This window comes from Rhizobium sp. PvP014 (assembly GCF_017876855.1).
In the GTDB taxonomy this organism is placed as follows: domain Bacteria; phylum Pseudomonadota; class Alphaproteobacteria; order Rhizobiales; family Rhizobiaceae; genus Neorhizobium; species Neorhizobium soli.
This window is the reverse complement of record NZ_JAGIOT010000002.1, coordinates 2,919,352-2,938,929: the sequence shown is the minus strand read 5'-3', so window position 1 is coordinate 2,938,929 and position 19,578 is coordinate 2,919,352. Positions and strand designations below refer to the sequence as shown.

Here is a 19,578-nt window from a genome sequence, read left to right as displayed (position 1 = left end):
ATCCCGATGCGCGACATCATGGGCATGATGGGCAAGGTCAAGGAAATGCAGGCCAAGATGGAGAAGATGCAGGCGGATATCGCCGCTCTCGAAGTCGAAGGCACGGCCGGTGGCGGCCTCGTGACGATCCGGATGAACGGCAAGGGCGACATGCTGGGTCTGAAGATCGATCCGTCCCTGTTCAAGGAAGACGAATCCGAGATCCTCGAAGACCTGATCATTGCAGCGCACAAGCTGGCCAAGGATCGGGCAGAAGAAATCACTGCCGAAAAGACCAAGGAACTGACCGCCGGCCTGCCGATTCCGCCCGGCATGAAGCTGCCGTTCTAAGCCGAGACCGGCGTTCCCTCTGGGAACCGTCTGCCGGCAAGACCTGCCTATTCGCTAGAACTTGGCGGGTTTGCCGGCTTCGATCGCCTCTCGCATATCGGCATGGATGGGTGCGGATAGAAACCGCTGCCGGTCGTCATCTCCCAGACGCTTGCCGAATTTGGTCAGCAGTTCCGGGATGGAAACCCTCGTTCCTTGGTACGCACTGAATTCAACGGCATCGCCCGCCGACGCAAAACCCGGCGTCAGCACCCGGCAGTAGATGCCGGGGCGAGCAGCCGTTCGGTAGGCTTTGACGAAAGTCGGATCGCCCATCTTGGCGGCAAGCGTCGCGCAGGGTGTGCGGGCGGATGTCGCCTGCAGAACAAGCTCGGCACCGATGCGGAAACAATCGCCCGCGGCCACGTCGCGGTTGTCGAGCCCTTCGATCACGAGGTTTTCGCCAAACGTGCCATCCGGCAAATCACGGCCGAGTTGCGACCGCCACCAGTCGAGCGTCAGGCTGCCTTCGAGCAGGATCGCCTGCTCAGGGCCACCATGATATTTCGTATTGCAGACGGCATCGCCGACCAGGCCTTCCACGTCGATCATGACCGGATTTCTCATCGGCATCTTGTTGATGCCGGTCTTGTAGCTCTTGCCCGGAAGCTTTTCCGGATGACCAAGGCAGAGGCTAAGAAGTTTCATTCGGCTGGTCCTTCGTCGATTCCGTTTCCCCTGCATATGGGCTAAAGGAGAACCATGGCAAAGCGAGTCACCGGCCCCGAAATCGAAAAACTCATCCAGCTTCTGGCGAAAGTACCGGGTCTCGGCCCCCGTTCGGCCCGCCGGGCGGCATTGCATCTTATCAAGAAGAAGGACCAGCTGCTCGGTCCGCTGTCGAATGCGATGGGCGAAGCCTATGACAAGGTGAAGATCTGCTCGCGCTGCGGCAATGTGGATACGTCCGATCCCTGCACCGTCTGCACCGATATCCGACGCGACCAGTCGACGCTGATCGTCTGCGAAGATGTGTCCGATCTCTGGGCGCTGGAGCGCGCAGGCGCGATGAACGCGGCCTATCACGTGCTGGGTGGCACGCTGTCTCCGCTCGATGGCGTCGGACCTGATGATCTTAACATTCGCGGCCTGATCGACCGGGTGAGCGAAGGCTTGGTCAAGGAAATCATCATCGCCGTCAACGCCACGGTCGAGGGACAAACCACAGCACACTATATAACCGACCAGCTGGCCGGGATCGATGTGAAGATCACCCGGCTGGCGCATGGCGTTCCTGTCGGCGGCGAGCTCGACTATCTCGACGAAGGCACGCTGACGGCGGCACTTCGAGCACGAACGGCGATCTGAGGAGATATCATGCGCAAGACACTCATCGCCTTTGGAGCCATCCTCTGTCTGCTTCCCCTACCCGTCATGGCGCAGAACAAGCCCGATGTGGAAAAGCAGTTCCAGCGATGGATCGCCAGCGATCTTGGGCCGGAAGCCCGCAAAGCCGGCATTTCCGAGCGGACACTGAAAACCGCCTTTAACGGGATCTCGCTCAACTGGAGCATTCCTGATCTGGTGCCGCCGGGGTCAAAGCCGCCGAAAAGCCAGGATCAGAGCCAGGCGGAGTTCTCTTCCCCCGGCGCCTATTTCTCCGAAAAGCGGCTGCAAGGACTGGCGGCAACGGGTCGCGGCCTTGCGTCGACACATGCCGCGACGCTGAAGCGGATCGAGGCCGCCTACGGCGTTCCCGGTGAGATCGTGGTCGCCATCTGGGGTCGCGAGTCCGGTTTCGGCAAGGCACGGCTTCCCTATTCGGCACTCGAGGTTCTCGCGACCAAGGCCTTCATGTCCACACGCAAGCCGATGTTCCGTGAGGAGTTGATTGCGGCGCTGACGATGATCGAGCGCGGCGACGTGGATGCGGCGACGATGAAGGGTTCGTGGGCGGGCGCTCTCGGCCAGCCGCAGTTCATGCCGACCAGTTACCTGAAATACGCCGTCGACTTCGACAAGGACGGGCATCCGGATATCTGGAATTCAGTCCCTGACTCACTGGCCTCGATCGCCCACTATCTTCAGAAGGAAGGCTGGCAGCGCGGTCGTGACTGGGGCTTCGAGGTTTCCATTCCTGCCAAGGTTTCCTGCGCCCAGGAAGGCCCGGATCTGGCAAAGCCGATCTCCGCCTGGGCGGCGACCGGGATCACCCGCGTGTCGGGCAAGCCTTTTCCCTCCGCCGATCTCAAGGCATCCGGCATGATGCTGGTACCTGCCGGCCGCAACGGACCGGAATTCGTCGTCACGCCAAATTTCTACGTGCTGAAGGAATACAATAACTCCGACCTCTATGCGCTGTTCATCGGCAATCTTGCTGATCGTATCGCCCATGGTGCCGGCGCCTTCGAGGGCTCATGGGGTGACGTCGGCAAGATGCTTCGCTCCGACGTGCTCGCCATGCAAAAGGCGTTGGTGGCCAAGGGTTACGACGTCGGAAACGTCGATGGTCTGCCGGGTTTCAAAACCCGCCGGGCGCTTGGCGACTGGCAGGCCAAGAATGGCCTGACGCCGACCTGCTATCCGGATGCATCGCTGAAAACCCGGCTCAAGTAACGGACCACAGCCTTCGCCTTAGTGGTGAAGGTCGATATGCGGCTTGTGCATGATGTCGGAGGGCGGCGGGATCGTCTGACGCTCGATCATGCGATGAACCTTCGGTTCTTCTTCACCCTGATGCAGCTTGCGGATCGCGTCCCAGATCTCCGCATCCATCTGCATGCGCCGCTGGTTGTGGCGCACGTAATCTGCCCAGGTGGCGGTATGATAGGTCTCCGTCCAGACGTCGGGATGTTCGAGATCGCGCATCAAGGCCCACTGCCTTGCACCATCGCGGATCCGCACCCGTCTGCGGCGTGCCATCAGGGTCAGGAATTCGGGGATGTCGGCCTCGCCGATGAGGTAGTCGATCTGCAGTACGATCGGCCCGCTGCGTGGCTGCAGCGCGAGGCTCAGAAGCGGCGCGTTGAAGCGGTTGAGCGGATCGAGATTGACATCGCCGAACTGTGGCAGCGGCATGCGCCATCCGACGAGAGCGCCGACGAGCATGGCCAAGCTCGCGATGGACAGTGCAACCGATGCGCCAAAGTTTTCGGAAAGTAGACCCCACATCCAGCTGCCCGCAGCAATGCCGCCGAAGGTTGCCGTCTGGTAGAAGGACAGGGCCCGCCCCACGACCCAGCGCGGGGTGGAGAGCTGGACGGTGGTGTTGAACAGCGATAGCGCGAGAACCCAGCAGGCGCCTGGGAACAAGAGCGCAATCACCGTCAGTGTCGTGTTCGTGCTTGCGCCGATCACGGCGGAACTTGCGGCAAAGCCGACGAACGCGAACCGGACGATCCATTCGCTCGAGAACTTTTCCCTGAGCCTCGCATTGGCAATGGCACCGGCGACGGCGCCGATGCCGAAAGCGCCCAGCATGATGCCGTAGGTGAACGGGCCACCGGAGACGAGATCGCGGGCAACGATCGGCAGAAGGGCCAGAATAGCGCTTGCGGTCAGACCGAACAGCAGGCCGCGCAGCAGCACATTCAGAATATTCGGCGACATCGCGACGTAGCCAAGGCCGGCAGACAGTGCCCGGAGCAGGGTTTCACGCGGAAGCGAATCGTCGGCACGCTGCGGTTTCCAGCGAACCAGTGCGTAGATGATGGCGAAATAGCTCATCGCGTTGACCGCGAAGGCGGCGGCAGCCCCTGCTGCTGCGACGATCGCGCCGCCGATCGCCGGGCCGACGCTGCGGGTGATGTTGAAGCCGACGCTGTTCAACGTCACTGCGGTCGGCAGGATTTCGCGTGGTACGATATCGCCGACCGAGGCCTGCCAGGACGGGTTATTGAGCGCCGTGCCGCAGCCAATCAGGAAGGTGAACATCAAAAGAAGCCAGGGCGTCAGCAGGCCGAGATAGGCAAACACCGTCAGTGCAATCGACACGGTCAGCATGAAGACCTGCGCCGTCAGCATTAGGCTTCGGCGATTGTAATTGTCGGCCAATGCGCCGGCGACCAGCGAAAACAGCATGATCGGTAACGCGTTGGACGCCTGCACCAGCGCCACCATATCTTGCGAACTGGCGATCGCCGTCATCATCCAGGCGGCACCGACGGCCTGGATCAACCCACCGAAATTCGACGCGATGCTGGCAATCCAGATCATTCGGAACGTCGGCAGCCGAAACGGCGCCAGCGTCGAAATCCGATCGGGCAAGTCTCTTCCTCCCATCATGGCACTGTCACCAAAGGGTTATAGACCTGAAGACCACAAATTCCACCCGCGTCATGTCCTAAAATGCCCGATGATGGAGATCTGCTGTCACCAACCCCATCACGGACCGGAGCGAATGCGACGAGTCTTGCGGCGGTCTTGCAATCGCCGGTGTGAAAGCGTATATGCAGGCCATATTCTTGATCGTCCGATGAAGAGTGGGCCCTCCCGGACCCGCTCTTTTTTGTTAGGCGATCGCTTTTCTCCCTCTCTTCCGGAAACCGGACAGGGAGCACGAATTCGGAGGGCGCATGCCACAAACCGACAGCGAACCGCGCCTGATCGTCGAGACCGGGCTTGAACTCAGAGTGGCCGAGATCATCGAGCCCGTTCTGACATCCATGGACTTCCGCCTCGTGCGCGTCCGGATGCTCAATCAGAATGGCGCGACGCTGCAGATCATGGCCGAACGCAACGATGGCACGATGGATGTCGAGGGCTGTGAAGCCGTCTCGATGGCGATCTCGCCCGTTCTCGATGTGGAAGATCCGATCGATCGCGAGTATCATCTCGAAGTATCGTCGCCCGGCATCGATCGCCCGATGGTGCGCAAGTCCGATTTCGAGCGCTGGAACGGCCATATCGTGAAATGCGAGACGTCGATCCTGGTCGACAATCGCAAGCGTTTTCGCGGCAAGATCACCGACGTCACGTCCGAGGGCTTCACGATCGACCGCGATCAGGTCGCCGATGGCGAAACACAGCATTTGCTCATTCCGTTTACGGCGCTGTCCGAAGGAAAGCTTGTCCTCACCGACGAACTGATCCGCGACGCGTTGCGGGCTGACAAGGCGGCCAAGCAGCAGGCCGCCAATCAGAACGACGAAACCGACGAAGACACTGACGAAGAATAACCGACAGCACGCCTTCCTTTGAGAAGGTCGCACATAGCTCGACTTACGGAGACCAACGACAATGGCAGTGAGCGCAAACCGGCTTGAACTTCTGCAGATCGCAGATGCAGTAGCCCGCGAAAAGGTCATCGACCGCGAAATCGTGCTGGCTGCGATGGCCGACGCCATCCAGAAGGCCGCCCGCTCGCGCTATGGTTCGGAAACCAACATCCGTGCCGACATCAATTCCAAGACCGGCGAGATCCGCCTCCAGCGCCTGCTGGAAGTGGTCGACGTCGCCGAGGATTACGGCACGCAGATCCCGCTGACGCTGGCACTCGATCGCAACGTTGACGCCAAGATCGGCGACTTCATCGCCGATCCGCTGCCGCCGATGGATTTCGGTCGTATCGCTGCCCAGTCTGCCAAGCAGGTTATCGTCCAGAAGGTGCGCGAAGCGGAACGTGACCGTCAGTTCGACGAGTTCAAGGACCGCGTCGGCGAAATCGTCAATGGCACCGTCAAGCGCGTCGAATATGGCAACGTCATCGTCGACCTCGGTCGTGGCGAAGGCATCATTCGCCGTGACGAGATGATCCCGCGCGAAAACATGCGCTACGGTGACCGCGTTCGAGCCTATGTCTACGACGTGCGCCGCGAACAGCGTGGCCCGCAGATTTTCCTGTCGCGTACCCATCCGCAGTTCATGGTGAAGCTGTTCACCATGGAAGTGCCTGAAATCTACGACGGCATCATCCAGATCAAGTCCGTTGCCCGCGATCCGGGCTCGCGCGCCAAGATCGCTGTCGTTTCCAACGACTCGTCGATCGATCCGGTCGGCGCCTGCGTCGGTATGCGCGGTTCGCGCGTTCAGGCCGTCGTCGGCGAGCTGCAGGGCGAAAAGATCGACATCATTCCGTGGAGCCAGGATCCGGCATCGTTCATCGTCAACGCGCTGCAGCCGGCTGAAGTCTCCAAGGTTGTTCTCGACGAGGACAGCGAGCGGATCGAAGTCGTGGTTCCGGACGAACAGCTGTCGCTGGCGATCGGTCGTCGTGGCCAGAACGTGCGCCTTGCATCGCAGCTGACCGGCTGGGATATCGACATCATGACGGAAGCCGAGGAATCGGAGCGCCGCCAGAAGGAATTCAACGAGCGCACCAACCTGTTTATGGACGCGCTCGATGTCGACGAGATGGTTGGCCAGGTGCTGGCGTCCGAAGGCTTTGCCGCGGTTGAAGAGCTTGCCTATGTCGAGCTCGACGAAATCTCCTCCATCGACGGTTTCGACGAAGATACCGCGACCGAGATCCAGACCCGTGCCCGCGAATATCTCGAGCGGATCGAGTCTGAAAACGATGCAAAGCGCGTCGCACTCGGTGTTGCCGACGAGCTGAAGCAGATCGAAGGCCTGACCGGTCAGATGCTGGTCGCGCTTGGCGAAGACGGCATCAAGACGATCGAGGATTTTGCCGGCTGCGCGGCCGATGATCTTGTCGGTTGGAGCGAGCGCAAGGACGGCGAGACCAAGAAGTTCGAAGGTCTGTTTTCGAAGTTCGAAGTTTCGCGCACCGAAGCTGAAAACATGGTCGTGCAGGCCCGCCTGCTGGCTGGCTGGATCACCGAAGCGGATCTTGCCACCGAAGAAGCACCAGAGGCCGAAGACGCCGAGGAGGCGCCTGCCGCCGAGCGGGAATGATCCCGATTGGCAATGAACCAGACGACGATGCAGACGACGAGCTTATCGTGAATGACCGTACCTGCATCGTCACCCGTGAAGCCGGATCACCGGAAACGCTGATCCGCTTCGTGGCCGGGCCTGATGGCCAGGTTGTTCCCGATCTCAAGCGTCGCCTTCCCGGGCGGGGCTGCTGGGTAAAGGCCGAACGGGCGTTGATCGACCGGGCGGTCCAGAAGAAATCCTTCGCCCGCGCGTTGAAGACCGACGCAAAGGCGGATGCCGATCTGGGTGCGACGGTCGACAGACTGCTCGCGGCCGATCTGATCGGCATGATGAACATGGCCCGCAAGGCGAGCCAGTTTATTTCGGGCGCGACGAAGGTCGATGCCGCAGTTCGCTCCGGCGGCGCGATTGCCGTCTTTCATGCCTCAGACGCTGCGGCAGACGGTATCCGGAAGATCGATCAGGCCCGCAAGGCCTTCAAATTCGGCTCGAATGCCGAGGAAGAAATTCCATCCTTTTTGCTCTTCACGGGGGCCGAACTGGACGAAGTGATGGGCCAGAATGCTTTTATCCATGCCTGCGCGCTTGCGGGACAGGCGGGTGAAGGTGTAGTGAAACGCGCAAACCTACTTGAACAGTACCGCAAGGGCGGTCTGTCCCAGACAAAAGGTGTCGCTGACATGCCGAAACAATGACGCGGTTACCGGTTTTTGCCGGACGCACATCGATATGTACGAATTGAACGACAGGCACTGATGGCTTCCATCTGTTCCTGTCCGAAGGAACAGGAACGGAATGACTGATAACAACGACGACAAGACACTGGGCGTGAAGAAGACCCTTACCCTGAAACCATCGGGTGTGACCCAGGGTACTGTGCGCCAGGACATGGGTCGCGGCCGGACCAAGGCGGTCGTCGTCGAGACGGTCAAGCGCCGCCCGACCCGTCCGCTCGACGAAAAGCCAATTACACCGATCGCAGCACCGGCCCCTCGGCCAGTCGAGGCAGCCGCTCCTGTAGCGCCACGCCCGCAGCCGGCAACCCCTGCAGCGCCGGCACCAGCCGCCCCTGTGGCCGCCGCCGCACCTGCAACCCTCGCCCCTGCTGCACCCGTCAGCCAGCCTAGCCCGCCGCAGCCGCGCGTCCAGCAGCCTTCATCGCAGGGATACCGCCCCGGTTCTTCGCAGGGCCAGCGCCCTTCGTCATCGCAGGGTCAGCGTCCCTCGTCGCATCAGGGCCAGCGTCCGCAGCAGCCGTCACAGCCGCAGCGCCAGCCGCAGCGTTCGGGTGGTGCTGTCCTGCACGACCTGTCCGCAAGCGAGATGGATGCACGCCGTCGCGCACTCGTCGAAGCCCAGGCGCGCGATGTGGTCGAAGCCAAGCAGCGCGTCGAGGATGATGCACGCCGCAAGGTAGAAGACGAGCGCCGCAAGGTCGAAGAAGCAGCCGAAGCAGCACGTCTGGCAGAAGAAGCCAAGGCACGCGCCGCCGAGGAAGCTCTGCGTCCGGCACCGGTTGCGCCAGCGCCAGCCGCTGCAGATCGCAACGCCAATACCCAGGACAACCGTAACTCGCCTCGCCCGACGCCTGGAGCTGCACCTGTTGCCGCGCCCGTCATCGGTCGTGGTCGCCGCAACGACGAGGAAGAGGATCGCGCACCTGCCCGGACCATTCCAGGTCGCGGCCGCGTTGCAGCGCCCGTTCCTGCCAAGCCACCAACACGCCCGAAGGTCGAAGAAGGCCGTCGCCAAGGCAAGCTGACAATCACTGCTGCCAGCACCGATGATGACGGCACCGGCCGCGGTCGTTCAATGGCTGCCATGCGCCGCCGGCAGGAAAAGTTCCGCCGCAGCCAGATGCAGGAAACCCGCGAAAAGGTTATGCGCGAGGTCATCCTGCCGGAAACCATCACCATTCAGGAACTGTCGCAGCGCATGTCTGAACGCGCCGTCGACGTTATCAAGTACCTGATGAAGGAAGGCCAGATGATGAAGGCCGGCGACGTTATCGACGCCGATCTCGCTGAAATCATCGCTGGTGAATTCGGCCATACGGTCAAGCGCGTTTCGGAATCGGACGTTGAAGAAGGTATCTTCAACCAGATGGACGACGCTGGCGAAATGGTCTCGCGTCCTCCGGTCGTGACGATCATGGGTCACGTCGACCACGGCAAGACCTCGCTTCTCGACGCGATCCGCCAGGCCAACGTAGTTTCGGGTGAAGCCGGTGGCATCACCCAGCATATCGGTGCCTATCAGGTCGAACAGAACGGCCAGAAGATCACCTTCATCGATACCCCCGGTCACGCCGCCTTTACGGCCATGCGTGCCCGTGGTGCGCAGGCGACTGACATCGCGATCCTCGTGGTTGCAGCCGACGACAGCGTGATGCCGCAGACGATCGAATCCATCAGCCACGCAAAGGCTGCCGGCGTTCCGATCATCGTGGCGATCAACAAGATCGACAAGCACGAAGCCAACCCGGACAAGGTGCGCCAGCAGCTGCTGCAGCACGAAGTGTTCGTGGAATCGCTGGGCGGTGAAGTTCTCGACGTCGAAGTTTCGGCCAAGAACAAGACCAATCTCGACAAGCTGCTCGAGGCTGTTCTGCTGCAGGCCGAAATTCTCGACCTCAAGGCAGATCCGGTCCGTACGGCAGAAGGCATCGTTATCGAAGCCCAGCTCGACCGTGGCCGTGGTGCGGTTGCAACCGTGCTCGTCCAGAAGGGCACGCTGAAGCCTGGCCAGATCATCGTTGCCGGCGATCAGTGGGGCCGCGTCCGCGCGCTCGTGACCGACAAGGGTGTTCACGTCAAGGAAGCCGGCCCGGCAATGCCGGTCGAGGTGCTCGGTCTTTCCAGCACACCGGCTGCCGGTGACAAGTTCGCCGTCGTCGAAAACGAGAGCCGCGCCCGCGAGATTTCCGAGTATCGCCAGCGGCTTGCCCGCGACAAGGCGGTTGCTCGCCAGTCCGGTCAGCGCGGTTCGCTCGAGCAGATGATGAGCAAGCTGCAGAATACCGGCTACAAGGAATTCCCGCTGCTCATCAAGGGCGACGTTCAGGGTTCCGTCGAAGCCATTATCGGCGCTCTCGACAAGCTCGGCACCGACGAAGTCCGCGCCCGCATCGTCCATTCGGGCGCAGGTGCGATCACCGAGTCGGATCTGGCGCTTGCCGAATCCTCCGAAGCAGCGATCATCGGCTTCAACGTCCGTGCCAACGCACAGGCGCGCATAGCGGCCGATCGTGCCGGCACCGAGATCCGCTACTACAACATCATCTACGATCTGGTGGATGACGTGAAGGCAGCAATGTCGGGTCTGCTTTCGCCAGAACGTCGCGAGACCTTCCTTGGCAATGCCGAAATCCTCGAGGTGTTCAACATCACGAAGACCGGCAAGGTTGCAGGTTGCCGCGTCGTCGAAGGCAAGGTCGAGCGTGGTGCAGGTGTTCGCCTGCTGCGCGACAACGTTGTCATTCACGAAGGCAAGCTCAAGACGCTCAAGCGCTTCAAGGACGAAGTTGGCGAAGTGCCGATGGGTCAGGAATGCGGTATGGCGTTCGAAAACTACGAAGATATCCGCGCAGGCGACACGATCGAGTGCTTCCGCGTGGAGCACATTACGCGCACGCTGTAAGTTTAGCGCTGCCGAAACCATCAACCGCCGGAGAGAAATCTCCGGCGGTTTTTTCGTTTGCGGAGCTTTGGGAGACAGGCTGCAGCTGGCAGCATGGCCACGCGGAGAAAATCATGACGGACGCAGTCAAATTTAAGCGATACTCTCCCGATTATAGTTGCCAACGGCACTCATGTTTATTATCGCATAGCGGCAAGCCGCCGCCCTCAGTTTTCGGACCGGCTGAATGATATCGAGCCGTTGGGCCACCTGAGCCTTCCGGCGACCAGTCGGAGTATCGCTGCCATGTCCGTTGTCCCGAAGTCTCACCTCTACAGGAAGCAGTTGCGCGTTGCCGGGCCCGGCCCCCTCGTGACAACGATTGCGGCCTTGATGCTGATGACGACAAATGCGGTCGCGCAGGTCGAGGCGCCTGCACCGGAAGCGCCTGCTCCGGCACAACAGACGGCGCCGGCCCTTGCTCCTCCAAGCGCTGCTCCTACGACACAGCAGACCCCGCCACCCGTTCAAGACGCAACCCCGGCAGAACCTGCTGCTCCCTCCGTGACGCCAATCGAGCAGGCTCCGGCTGCAACGGGTGCACCTTCCCCCGAAGCACGCGCCGATATTCCTCACAATCTTTCGCCCTGGGGAATGTTCATGGCGGCCGACTGGGTGGTGAAGGCCGTGATGATCGGCCTTGCCATTGCGTCGCTTCTCACATGGACCATCTGGATCGCCAAGACGCTGGAGCTGATGGGCGCCCGTACCCGCGCCAGGCGCGTCCTCAAGATCATCCAGGGCGCGCATACGCTGCCGGAAGCGCTTGAGACGACAGGCAGCCGCGGCGGGCCTGCGGCCCTGATGCTGCGCGCGGCGACGGAAGAGGTGGAGCTTTCCGAAGCCGCTCTCGATTACGCCCATACCGGTGGCGTCAAGGAGCGCGTGTCTTCGGCTCTGTCGCGCATCGAAGCCTATTCCGGACGGCGCATGGCCCGCGGCACGGGCATTCTCGCCTCGATCGGTTCGGTCGGTCCGTTTGTCGGGCTGTTCGGCACGGTCTGGGGCATCATGAATTCCTTCATCGGCATTTCGCAGTCCAACACGACCAACCTTGCGGTCGTGGCACCCGGCATCGCCGAAGCGCTGCTTGCGACCGCCCTTGGTCTGGTCGCCGCAATTCCTGCTGTCATCATCTACAACGCCTTCGCCCGCTCGGTCACCGGCTACCGCCAGCTGCTGGCCGACGCTGCTTCCGGTGTCGAACGACTGGTCAGCCGCGATCTCGATTTCCGCAAGGTGCCGCCAGGCGGACGCAGGCCTGCGTCGATGTCTCTGGTCGCGGGGGAATAAACCCATGGCAGGCGGCATTCGCGAACATCACGGCGATGAACTTCCCGAAAATCACGAGATCAACGTGACGCCGTTTATCGACGTCATGCTGGTGCTCCTGATCATTTTCATGGTGGCCGCGCCGCTGTCGACGGTCGACGTCAATGTCGATCTGCCCGCATCCAGCGCGAAGCCCGCGGAACGACCGGACGAACCGCTCTATGTGACGGTCAAGGACGACCTGTCGCTCAATATCGGCAACGATCCGGTTGCGCGCGAACAGTTTGCAGCAAATCTCGACCGCCAGACCGAGGGCAACAAGGATACGCGGATCTTCCTGCGGGCCGACAAGGCTGTCGATTACGGGCAGTTCATGGAAGTGATGAACCTGCTGCGCGATTCCGGCTACCTGAAGATTGCGCTGGTCGGGTTGGAGGCCGCGTCGGGTGCCCAACAGGCGCCAGCGTCTACACCCGCCGCACCAGCAGCGCCTGCACCAGCCGCTTCGCCGGCCACCGGAGGCGCTCCATGAGCCTTGCCATGCAGCGCAGAGGATATGCGAGCAGGATCGGCGAGATCGCGCTGTGGGGATCTGCCGCTATCCTTGTGCTCACGGTCCACATTGCCGCCGCAGCGCTTCTGATGAGGCAAGAGCCGGAGGAACTTGCCGACAACGGTCCGCTGGCCGCCATCATGATCGAGCTTGCGCCGGAGCCGGAGGCGGCGATCCCGGACGAAGAGCAGATCGCTACCGACACCGAAGACCGGCAACTGGTCGAGACCCAGCAGACCGAGCCGGTCGAAGAGGTCGAACCCGTCGAGGAGCCGCCACCGGTCGAACCGCCACCGGAAGTGGCTGAGGAGACACCCGAACCGCCGCCGGAACCCGTGATCGAGACGCCGCTGCCGGAGGAAACGCCCCCGCCGCCGGAGATCGTCGAAACGCCGCCGCCCGAGCCTGTCGATCCGATCGAGCAGAAGGTCACCGCAGCGTTGGAGAACGTGGAAGTCCCGCTGCCGGTCACTCGTCCACCACCACCGAAGCCGGTCCAGAAGGTAGAAAAGCCACGGCGTCAGCCGCAGGCGCAGAAGGAAAAGGCGCAGGCAAAGGTTCAGGCAAAGCCGTCGGAGCGCACGGCCGCTGCGCAGACCTCGAGCGGATCGGTGGCCTCGACGATGTCACCGTCCACCTGGATGACCCGCGTGCGCACGAAGATCGCCCGTAATGCCCGCCGCTGCCCGTCCAACCAGAAGGGGATCGTGACGATCAGCTTCAATTTCGACAGCGATGGCAATATCGGGCGCGTGTCCGTTGCCAGATCGTCTGGAGATACGCGTATCGACGACTACGTCGTCTCAGCCGTTCGACGCGCATCACCTGTTCCGATCGCACCGGCAGGTGTTGCAAGCCTCGTCACTCAGTCGGTAGAGTGCAAGTAGCCGTGCTTTCGGGTTCGGTTGCCCTCCTTAACACTCGCTCCCGGAACAGCTTGTCCATGCAAATTACCCTTGAAGAAGCCGAAACGCTGGTGAGCGGCGTTTTCGAAGCCAACGGCGTGCTTGATAGCACCGCACGCTCGGTTGCCCGCGCCCTGGTGCAGGCGGAAGCCGCCGGCCAGTCCGGTCACGGGCTTCGCCGCATCCCGGCCTATGTCAAACAGGTGCGGACCGGCAAGGTCGACGGCAGTGCTCGCCCTGAGGCGAGCAGGCCAAGACCAGCAGTTCTCGCAATCGATGCGAACTTCGGTTTCGCCTATCCGGCGCTCGATCTCGCTGTCTTGGAACTTCCAGCGATTGCGCGCGAACAGGGCATCGCCTTTGCCGCCATCAACCGTTCGCACCATGCAGGCGTCATGGCGTTGACCGTGGAGCGCTTTGCCGAGCAGGGGCTGGTTGCGATGATGTTTGCCAACGCACCCGCCTCCATGGCCCCCTGGGGTGGCAAGGTGCCGCTGTTCGGCACCAATCCGATCGCTTTTGCGGCGCCTATTGCCGGTAACGAGCCGCTGGTCATCGATCTAGCACTCTCCAAGGTTGCCCGCGGCAAGGTGATGGAAGCGACCCAGAAGGGCACCAGTATTCCCGACGACTGGGCGTTCGACACCGACGGCAATCCGACAACCGACGCATTTGCCGCGATCAAGGGAACGATGGCGCCATCCGGGGGCGCCAAGGGGGCAGCGCTTGCACTCATGGTCGAAGTGATGGCGGCCGGCATCGGCGGTGCGCAATACTCCTACCAGGCCAGCTCGCTGTTTGACGAGACCGGATCTCCGCCGGCGCTTGGCCAGTCGCTGATCGTCATCGATCCGGATGCCACGACGGGTGGCGGCGCGGCAGAACGCTTTGCGGCATTGGCGAGCGAAATGGCAAAGCAGGACGGTGTCCGCCTGCCCGGCCGGCGCGGCCGCGGTCTTCGCGCCGAAAGCATCCAGCACGGTCTCAAGATCGACGACGACGTGATGAAGGCGATAGAAGCTCTGGGCTGACCTGCAGATCCACCTTTATGCCAGACAAGCCAGTGCAGCGATGCGCTGGCTTTTCCTTATTGCGCAGCAAGCGTTCTGCGGAGGCTGAGCCGGTCATACAGAGGATTTTAAGGGATATAAAACGAGAAAAGCCTGGCGCGGGAGGAGGATGCGCCAGGCTTTAAACTTGATCAACAACTGGGAGGAGGAGGGTGTTGTTGATCCGTATCGAACGACACTGGGAGGAGGAGGTGCGTCGTTCGATGACCAAACTTCTAGCCATATCTTCCCGGTGCGCCAAGAGGCTCTGCTGCAATGCAGCAATGCGTTTGCTGCATTGCTGGGCAATTGCTCACGCGTTCGTGCTTAGTCGTCGCCAAGCGATAGCCATTGTCCGGGATAAGACGATGCGGCCGCGTGCTTCCACCGGAGCTTTCCTCTAGGTTATCCCGCATAGAGCCTGACAGCGGAGACACGCATGAAGACGTCGATACGGTACCATCAAGGAGATATTCCAGCCTCTGACGCTGCGCGCTACACAGGCGCGATCGCAATCGATACGGAAACGCTCGGCCTCGTCCCGCGCCGCGACAGGCTTTGTGTCGTGCAGCTCTCACCAGGCGACGGAACCGCGGACGTCATCCGGATCGCAGCCGGGCAGAAGCAAGCTCCCAATCTCGTCGCACTGCTTGCCGATCCCGCCCGGCAGAAGATCTTTCACTACGGCCGGTTCGATATCGCGGTTCTGTTTCACACGTTCGGGGTTACGACCACGCCTGTCTTCTGCACCAAGGTCGCATCGCGGCTCGTGCGGACCTATACGGATCGACACGGCCTCAAGGACAATCTGAGAGAGTTGCTGGACGTCGACATCTCCAAGGCGCAGCAGCAGACCGACTGGGCTGCCGAAACCCTGTCGCAGGCCCAGCTTGAATATGCGGCGTCCGACGTGCTTCACCTCCATGCGCTCCGCGACAAGCTGACCGAGCGCCTTCTTCGCGACGAGCGTATCGAACACGCGACGGCGTGTTTCGAGTTCCTGCCGACCCGAGCCAAGCTCGATCTGCTCGGCTGGGGTGAGACCGACATTTTTGCGCATAGCTGACGACCGGTCGGGCCTGCCAGCGATTAGCGATGATTTAACCATCGCGCGCTTAAAATTGCTGATCGGCAAATCGTGCGCCATGAGATGGCGGCACAGTTTCGGCGTGCTCCTTGCGCGTGCGGTCGTGTGCGGCCGAGTTGTCCCCTCCCTTCACACGCGAGAGATGGAAGCACGCCATGCTGACCCCCGTCGGTGCTACGCAAAGCATGCAGGCCGACCCACTCTCTTCGGCACGTCCGATTGCGGCAACGCGTTCCATCGCTGCATCCGCAGAAGGTGATCCCGCAATCTCCTCCAGAGGCGGAATGCTTACGGGGGACCGCCTGAACCTACTCTCGCTGTCTGGACAGTTGCAGCTCGCCTACGGGTCGTCCATCTTCGCGGAAACGATCGGCCAAATCCTGCAGATACCACGAAACGACGGCGAGACGCTGGCAGACTACGCGGAGCGACTGACTGTCACCGTGCAGTCCATGAATGCGGACGACATTGCAGCGCTCGAGAAAACGCTAAGCCAGCTGGTGAAGGGCATGTCCGTGTCGCTGCTGGCTGAAATTCTCAAGAACCCGGCAGGTCTCGATGCAGCACGGCTGATCCTGTCGCTCGAAGCAGCGCTTGTCGCGGATAGCGATCAGGCGGAGAATGCAGCGGTCAGCTCGTATCGACAGAATGAAATCGCCAGCCTTCCAAAAGACGGTGCGACACCCTCTCCTGCGACGCGGCCCGGCCCCCCGCCGGCAGTTGCCCAGACTGGCCCCTCCTTGCCCGGCCCATCATCGCCCGCGCCGTCAGCGCTCCAGCCCTCGACGCCCAGCCCCGCATCGCCGGTAGTGCCTCTGCCAGCTTCTGCTCCGGACACAGCAAGTACAGAGACCCCCAGGCCATCCCCCGGTGCTTTGCCTGATATCGGAGCAAAATCGCAGTCGGTGACGTCGCCCGCCACCAGCGCAACGCCGCCCGCCACCGGTGCAGCGGCACCAGCTATCGCTCCGTTCTCGCCACCCACGAGCGGGTCAGCCGCCGCGGCTCCTGACACTAAGGTTCCCGGTAAGGAGCTTCAAAGACCCCAACTGCTGCCGCCCCTCGTTGACTTGCAGGAAGAGCCGACCCGCGAGGCGATCCTTGCGCGGCCGATGCCGGTCCGATCAGAAGGTCCCGCGACGGCAACCTCCGACCTGCAAACCAAACCCGCCACGCCGTCTCCCGCCGTCCCAAACGCGGTTCCGATCAAGCCGGACGCGAGCCCGGCGCCTGCGCAAGCCGCACCGATCTTGGCTGCAGATGCGAAGCCGGTGCCGCAAGTCTTGCCAGGAGCCCTGCCGCGGACCGCCGTGCCGGGCATCGCGACCGTGACGAATACCGGGGCTCTGGTCGCAGCGGTTATCGACGCCTTCGACAACGAATTGAAGATCCCGCAGTTTGGAGACGCCACGACGGCGCCGAAACCCGCTGTGGAATGGCCCAGCAATCTCGCGCAACTCGTGTCTGCGATCGCACCAAGCGCGCTTCAGGCGGCGCTGCTCGCGACAGGAGCTCCGGTCGAGAATTCGACAGCGGCACTGTTCAAGAACCTGTTTGGCGGCGGGGGCAGTGGAACGGTGGCACATGCCGGCAGACAGGGACAACCTGCCCCGGCTGCTCCGGACATAGACGCAATGCATACGGCCGGGATAACGCATCCCGAGGACGATCTGCTGCGCATTGCAGAACGTCACACCACGGCCGCAAAAGCCAACGGAGCCCCGGAGGGCGTGCCAGACCCCGACATCCAAGCGATGCCAGTGCCGCTGCCGCTCGTGCAGCGCGAGGCGATTGGCCTGCCCTTTGTCCCCTACCCAATGGCGGACGACGAGCCGCGGCGCGAAAACCGCAAGACGCAGCCGGTGACGGCGATCGACGAGGATGGCGAAGGCGACCACAGCCAGGGCCAGGCGTTCGACCACCCCGACGACGGGAAAGATCCTTCCGACGACGACAATCTCGGCGATGGCGAAGCCGCGTCTGCGGACGTCAGCAATAAGGAAAGCCGTCCGAACGACCTCTACTGGCGCATGGCTGGATGGACCTGAGCCGACGGTTCGAGACCCGGCCGAGATAAATAGCGGGCATGAAAAAAGCCGCCGGATCTTTCGATCCGGCGGCTTTCGAATTTCAAGCTACAACGATTACTCGCCGCCGCGGTTCTTCAGAGCCGCGCCGAGGATGTCGCCGAGCGAAGCGCCGCTGTCGGACGAACCGAACTGTGCAACTGCTTCCTTTTCTTCAGCGATCTCGAGAGCCTTGATCGACAGCATGACCTTGCGATCCTTCTTGGAGAAGTTGGTGACGCGGGCGTCAAAAACCTGACCAACCGAGAAACGCTCCGGACGCTGATCGTCGCGATCGCGTGCCAGGTCGTTGCGGCGGATGAAGGACGTGATGTCTTCGTGAGCCACGAGCTTCACTTCGACACCACCGTCGTTGACGGCGATGACTTCGCACGAAACGACAGCGTTCTTGCGCAGTTCGCCGGATGTTGCGGCTTCGCCGACAGCATCCTTGCCGAGCTGCTTGATGCCGAGCGAGATACGCTCCTTCTCGACGTCCACATCCAGAACGACAGCCTTAACGACGTCGCCCTTGTTGAACTCCTCGATGACCTGTTCGCCTGGACGGTTCCAGTCGAGGTCGGAGAGGTGAACCATGCCGTCAACGTCGCCGTCGAGGCCGATGAACAGGCCGAATTCGGTCTTGTTCTTGACTTCGCCTTCGACTTCAGTGCCGGCCGGATGGCTGAACGCAAATGCCTGCCATGGGTTCTCGAGGGTCTGCTTGAGACCGAGCGAGATGCGGCGCTTCGACGGATCGACTTCGAGAACGACAACGTCGACGTCCTGCGTGGTCGAAAGGATCTTGCCAGGATGTACGTTCTTCTTGGTCCAGGACATTTCCGAGATGTGGATCAGGCCTTCGATGCCTGGCTCCAGCTCGACGAATGCGCCGTAGTCCGTGATGTTCGTGACGGTACCGGAGATCTTCTTGCCAACCGGGTACTTGGCAGCAATGCCATCCCACGGATCCGACTCGAGCTGCTTCATGCCGAGCGAGATGCGGTGGGTTTCCTGGTTGATGCGGATGATCTGAACCTTGACCTGCTGGCCAATGGACAGGATTTCCGACGGATGGTTGACGCGGCGCCATGCCATGTCGGTCACGTGCAGCAGGCCATCGATGCCGCCGAGGTCAACGAACGCACCGTAATCGGTGATGTTCTTGACGACGCCGTCAACAACCTGACCTTCTTCAAGGTTCTGAACGATTTCCGAGCGCTGTTCTGCACGGGACTCTTCGAGAACCGTACGACGCGAAACAACGATGTTGCCGCGACGCTTGTCCATCTTGAGGATTTCGAAGGGCTGCGGGTTGTGCATCAGCGGGGTCACGTCGCGGATCGGACGGATGTCGACCTGGCTGCGCGGAAGGAAGGCAACAGCGCCGTCGAGATCGACCGTGAAGCCGCCCTTGACCTGGTTGAAGATAACGCCTTCAACGCGTTCGCCAGCTTCGAACTTGACTTCGAGCTTGACCCAGCTCTCTTCGCGGCGAGCCTTCTCGCGCGACAGAACTGCTTCGCCAAGCGCGTTTTCGATGCGCTCGACATAGACTTCGACTTCGTCGCCGACCTTCAGCGAACCGTCTTTGCCCTTGACGCCGAATTCCTTCAGCGCGATGCGACCTTCGACCTTGAGGCCGACGTCAACAACGGCCATGTCCTTTTCGATCGCCGTTACCAGACCTTTGGTAACGTAGCCTTCGGCCAGATCATTGGTTGCGAAGGATTCTTCGAGAAGGGCTGCGAAGTCCTCCCGCGACGGGTTAGTTACTGCCATGAAATCTCCTGGTCGTGTCCAGTCAAGGACACATTGC

At 61.6% G+C, this 19,578-nt stretch carries 16 protein-coding genes; 13 read left to right on the top strand and 3 right to left on the bottom strand.

The genetic code is table 11. From position 1 onward, the window contains the following. Positions 1-6: 6 nt before the first annotated feature. Entirely contained in the window at positions 7-330 is a 324-nt protein-coding gene (locus tag J3A65_RS18690) for a YbaB/EbfC family nucleoid-associated protein (protein ID WP_062454196.1), read from the top strand. A 54-nt stretch (positions 331-384) separates the two neighbouring features. On the opposite strand, the gene J3A65_RS18685 is transcribed toward J3A65_RS18690, so the two are convergent. Next, positions 385-1,017, bottom strand: a complete 633-nt coding sequence (locus J3A65_RS18685; RefSeq protein WP_209902753.1) for an MOSC domain-containing protein — start codon at positions 1,015-1,017, stop codon at positions 385-387. Positions 1,018-1,071: 54 nt separating this feature from the next. Here J3A65_RS18685 and recR point away from each other — a divergent pair, with 54 nt between their 5' ends. Together recR and J3A65_RS18675 are read left to right on the top strand one after the other, a co-directional pair. Then, a complete protein-coding gene (gene recR, locus J3A65_RS18680) occupies positions 1,072-1,677 on the top strand; it encodes a recombination mediator RecR (RefSeq protein WP_062454198.1) in 606 nt (201 codons plus the stop codon). A 66-nt stretch (positions 1,678-1,743) separates the two neighbouring features. Continuing rightward, on the top strand, positions 1,744-2,925 hold the full coding sequence (locus tag J3A65_RS18675) for a lytic murein transglycosylase (protein ID WP_245341712.1): 1,182 nt from the start codon (positions 1,744-1,746) through the stop codon (positions 2,923-2,925). An 18-nt stretch (positions 2,926-2,943) separates the two neighbouring features. On the opposite strand, the gene J3A65_RS18670 is transcribed toward J3A65_RS18675, so the two are convergent. Then, the gene (locus J3A65_RS18670) at positions 2,944-4,593 is read right to left on the bottom strand and encodes an MFS transporter (RefSeq protein ID WP_209902749.1); all 1,650 of its coding nucleotides are present in this window, start codon (positions 4,591-4,593) and stop codon (positions 2,944-2,946) included. Between the two features lie 290 nt (positions 4,594-4,883). Between J3A65_RS18670 and rimP the strand changes: the two genes are divergently transcribed. The 10 genes from rimP to J3A65_RS18620 all read left to right on the top strand — a co-directional run bounded on the left by rimP (position 4,884) and on the right by J3A65_RS18620 (position 17,741). Then, the gene (gene rimP, locus J3A65_RS18665; RefSeq protein ID WP_062454201.1) at positions 4,884-5,486 is read left to right on the top strand and encodes a ribosome maturation factor RimP; all 603 of its coding nucleotides are present in this window, start codon (positions 4,884-4,886) and stop codon (positions 5,484-5,486) included. 61 nt (positions 5,487-5,547) lie between these two features. After that, positions 5,548-7,164: a transcription termination factor NusA gene (gene nusA / locus J3A65_RS18660; RefSeq protein ID WP_062578575.1), complete on the top strand. Its 1,617-nt coding sequence runs from the start codon at positions 5,548-5,550 to the stop codon at positions 7,162-7,164. After that, the gene (locus J3A65_RS18655; RefSeq protein WP_062578573.1) at positions 7,161-7,844 is read left to right on the top strand and encodes an RNA-binding protein; all 684 of its coding nucleotides are present in this window, start codon (positions 7,161-7,163) and stop codon (positions 7,842-7,844) included. Before nusA ends, J3A65_RS18655 begins: the two co-directional genes overlap by 4 nt. A 100-nt stretch (positions 7,845-7,944) precedes the next feature. Beyond that, positions 7,945-10,788, top strand: coding sequence for a translation initiation factor IF-2 (gene infB / locus J3A65_RS18650; RefSeq protein ID WP_209902747.1), 2,844 nt, complete (start codon positions 7,945-7,947; stop codon positions 10,786-10,788). A 372-nt stretch (positions 10,789-11,160) separates the two neighbouring features. Continuing rightward, a complete protein-coding gene (exbB, locus tag J3A65_RS18645; RefSeq protein WP_245341711.1) occupies positions 11,161-12,120 on the top strand; it encodes a tonB-system energizer ExbB in 960 nt (319 codons plus the stop codon). Between the two features lie 4 nt (positions 12,121-12,124). Continuing rightward, on the top strand, positions 12,125-12,631 hold the full coding sequence (gene exbD, locus J3A65_RS18640) for a TonB system transport protein ExbD (RefSeq protein WP_062454205.1): 507 nt from the start codon (positions 12,125-12,127) through the stop codon (positions 12,629-12,631). Then, positions 12,628-13,539, top strand: coding sequence for an energy transducer TonB (locus J3A65_RS18635; protein ID WP_209902743.1), 912 nt, complete (start codon positions 12,628-12,630; stop codon positions 13,537-13,539). The genes exbD and J3A65_RS18635 overlap by 4 nt, the downstream gene beginning before the upstream one ends. Before the next feature lie 56 nt (positions 13,540-13,595). After that, positions 13,596-14,588: an Ldh family oxidoreductase gene (locus tag J3A65_RS18630; protein WP_209902741.1), complete on the top strand. Its 993-nt coding sequence runs from the start codon at positions 13,596-13,598 to the stop codon at positions 14,586-14,588. Positions 14,589-15,045: 457 nt separating this feature from the next. Further along, positions 15,046-15,672, top strand: a complete 627-nt coding sequence (locus J3A65_RS18625) for a ribonuclease D (protein ID WP_062454208.1) — start codon at positions 15,046-15,048, stop codon at positions 15,670-15,672. Positions 15,673-15,848: 176 nt separating this feature from the next. Beyond that, complete coding sequence (locus J3A65_RS18620) at positions 15,849-17,741, top strand: hypothetical protein (RefSeq protein ID WP_209902739.1); 1,893 nt, start codon at positions 15,849-15,851, stop codon at positions 17,739-17,741. 96 nt (positions 17,742-17,837) lie between these two features. On the opposite strand, the gene rpsA is transcribed toward J3A65_RS18620, so the two are convergent. After that, positions 17,838-19,541 carry a 30S ribosomal protein S1 gene (gene rpsA / locus J3A65_RS18615; protein ID WP_062578558.1) on the bottom strand — a complete coding sequence of 568 codons (1,704 nt, stop codon included), beginning with the start codon at positions 19,539-19,541 and terminating at the stop codon, positions 17,838-17,840. Positions 19,542-19,578: the final 37 nt, after the last annotated feature.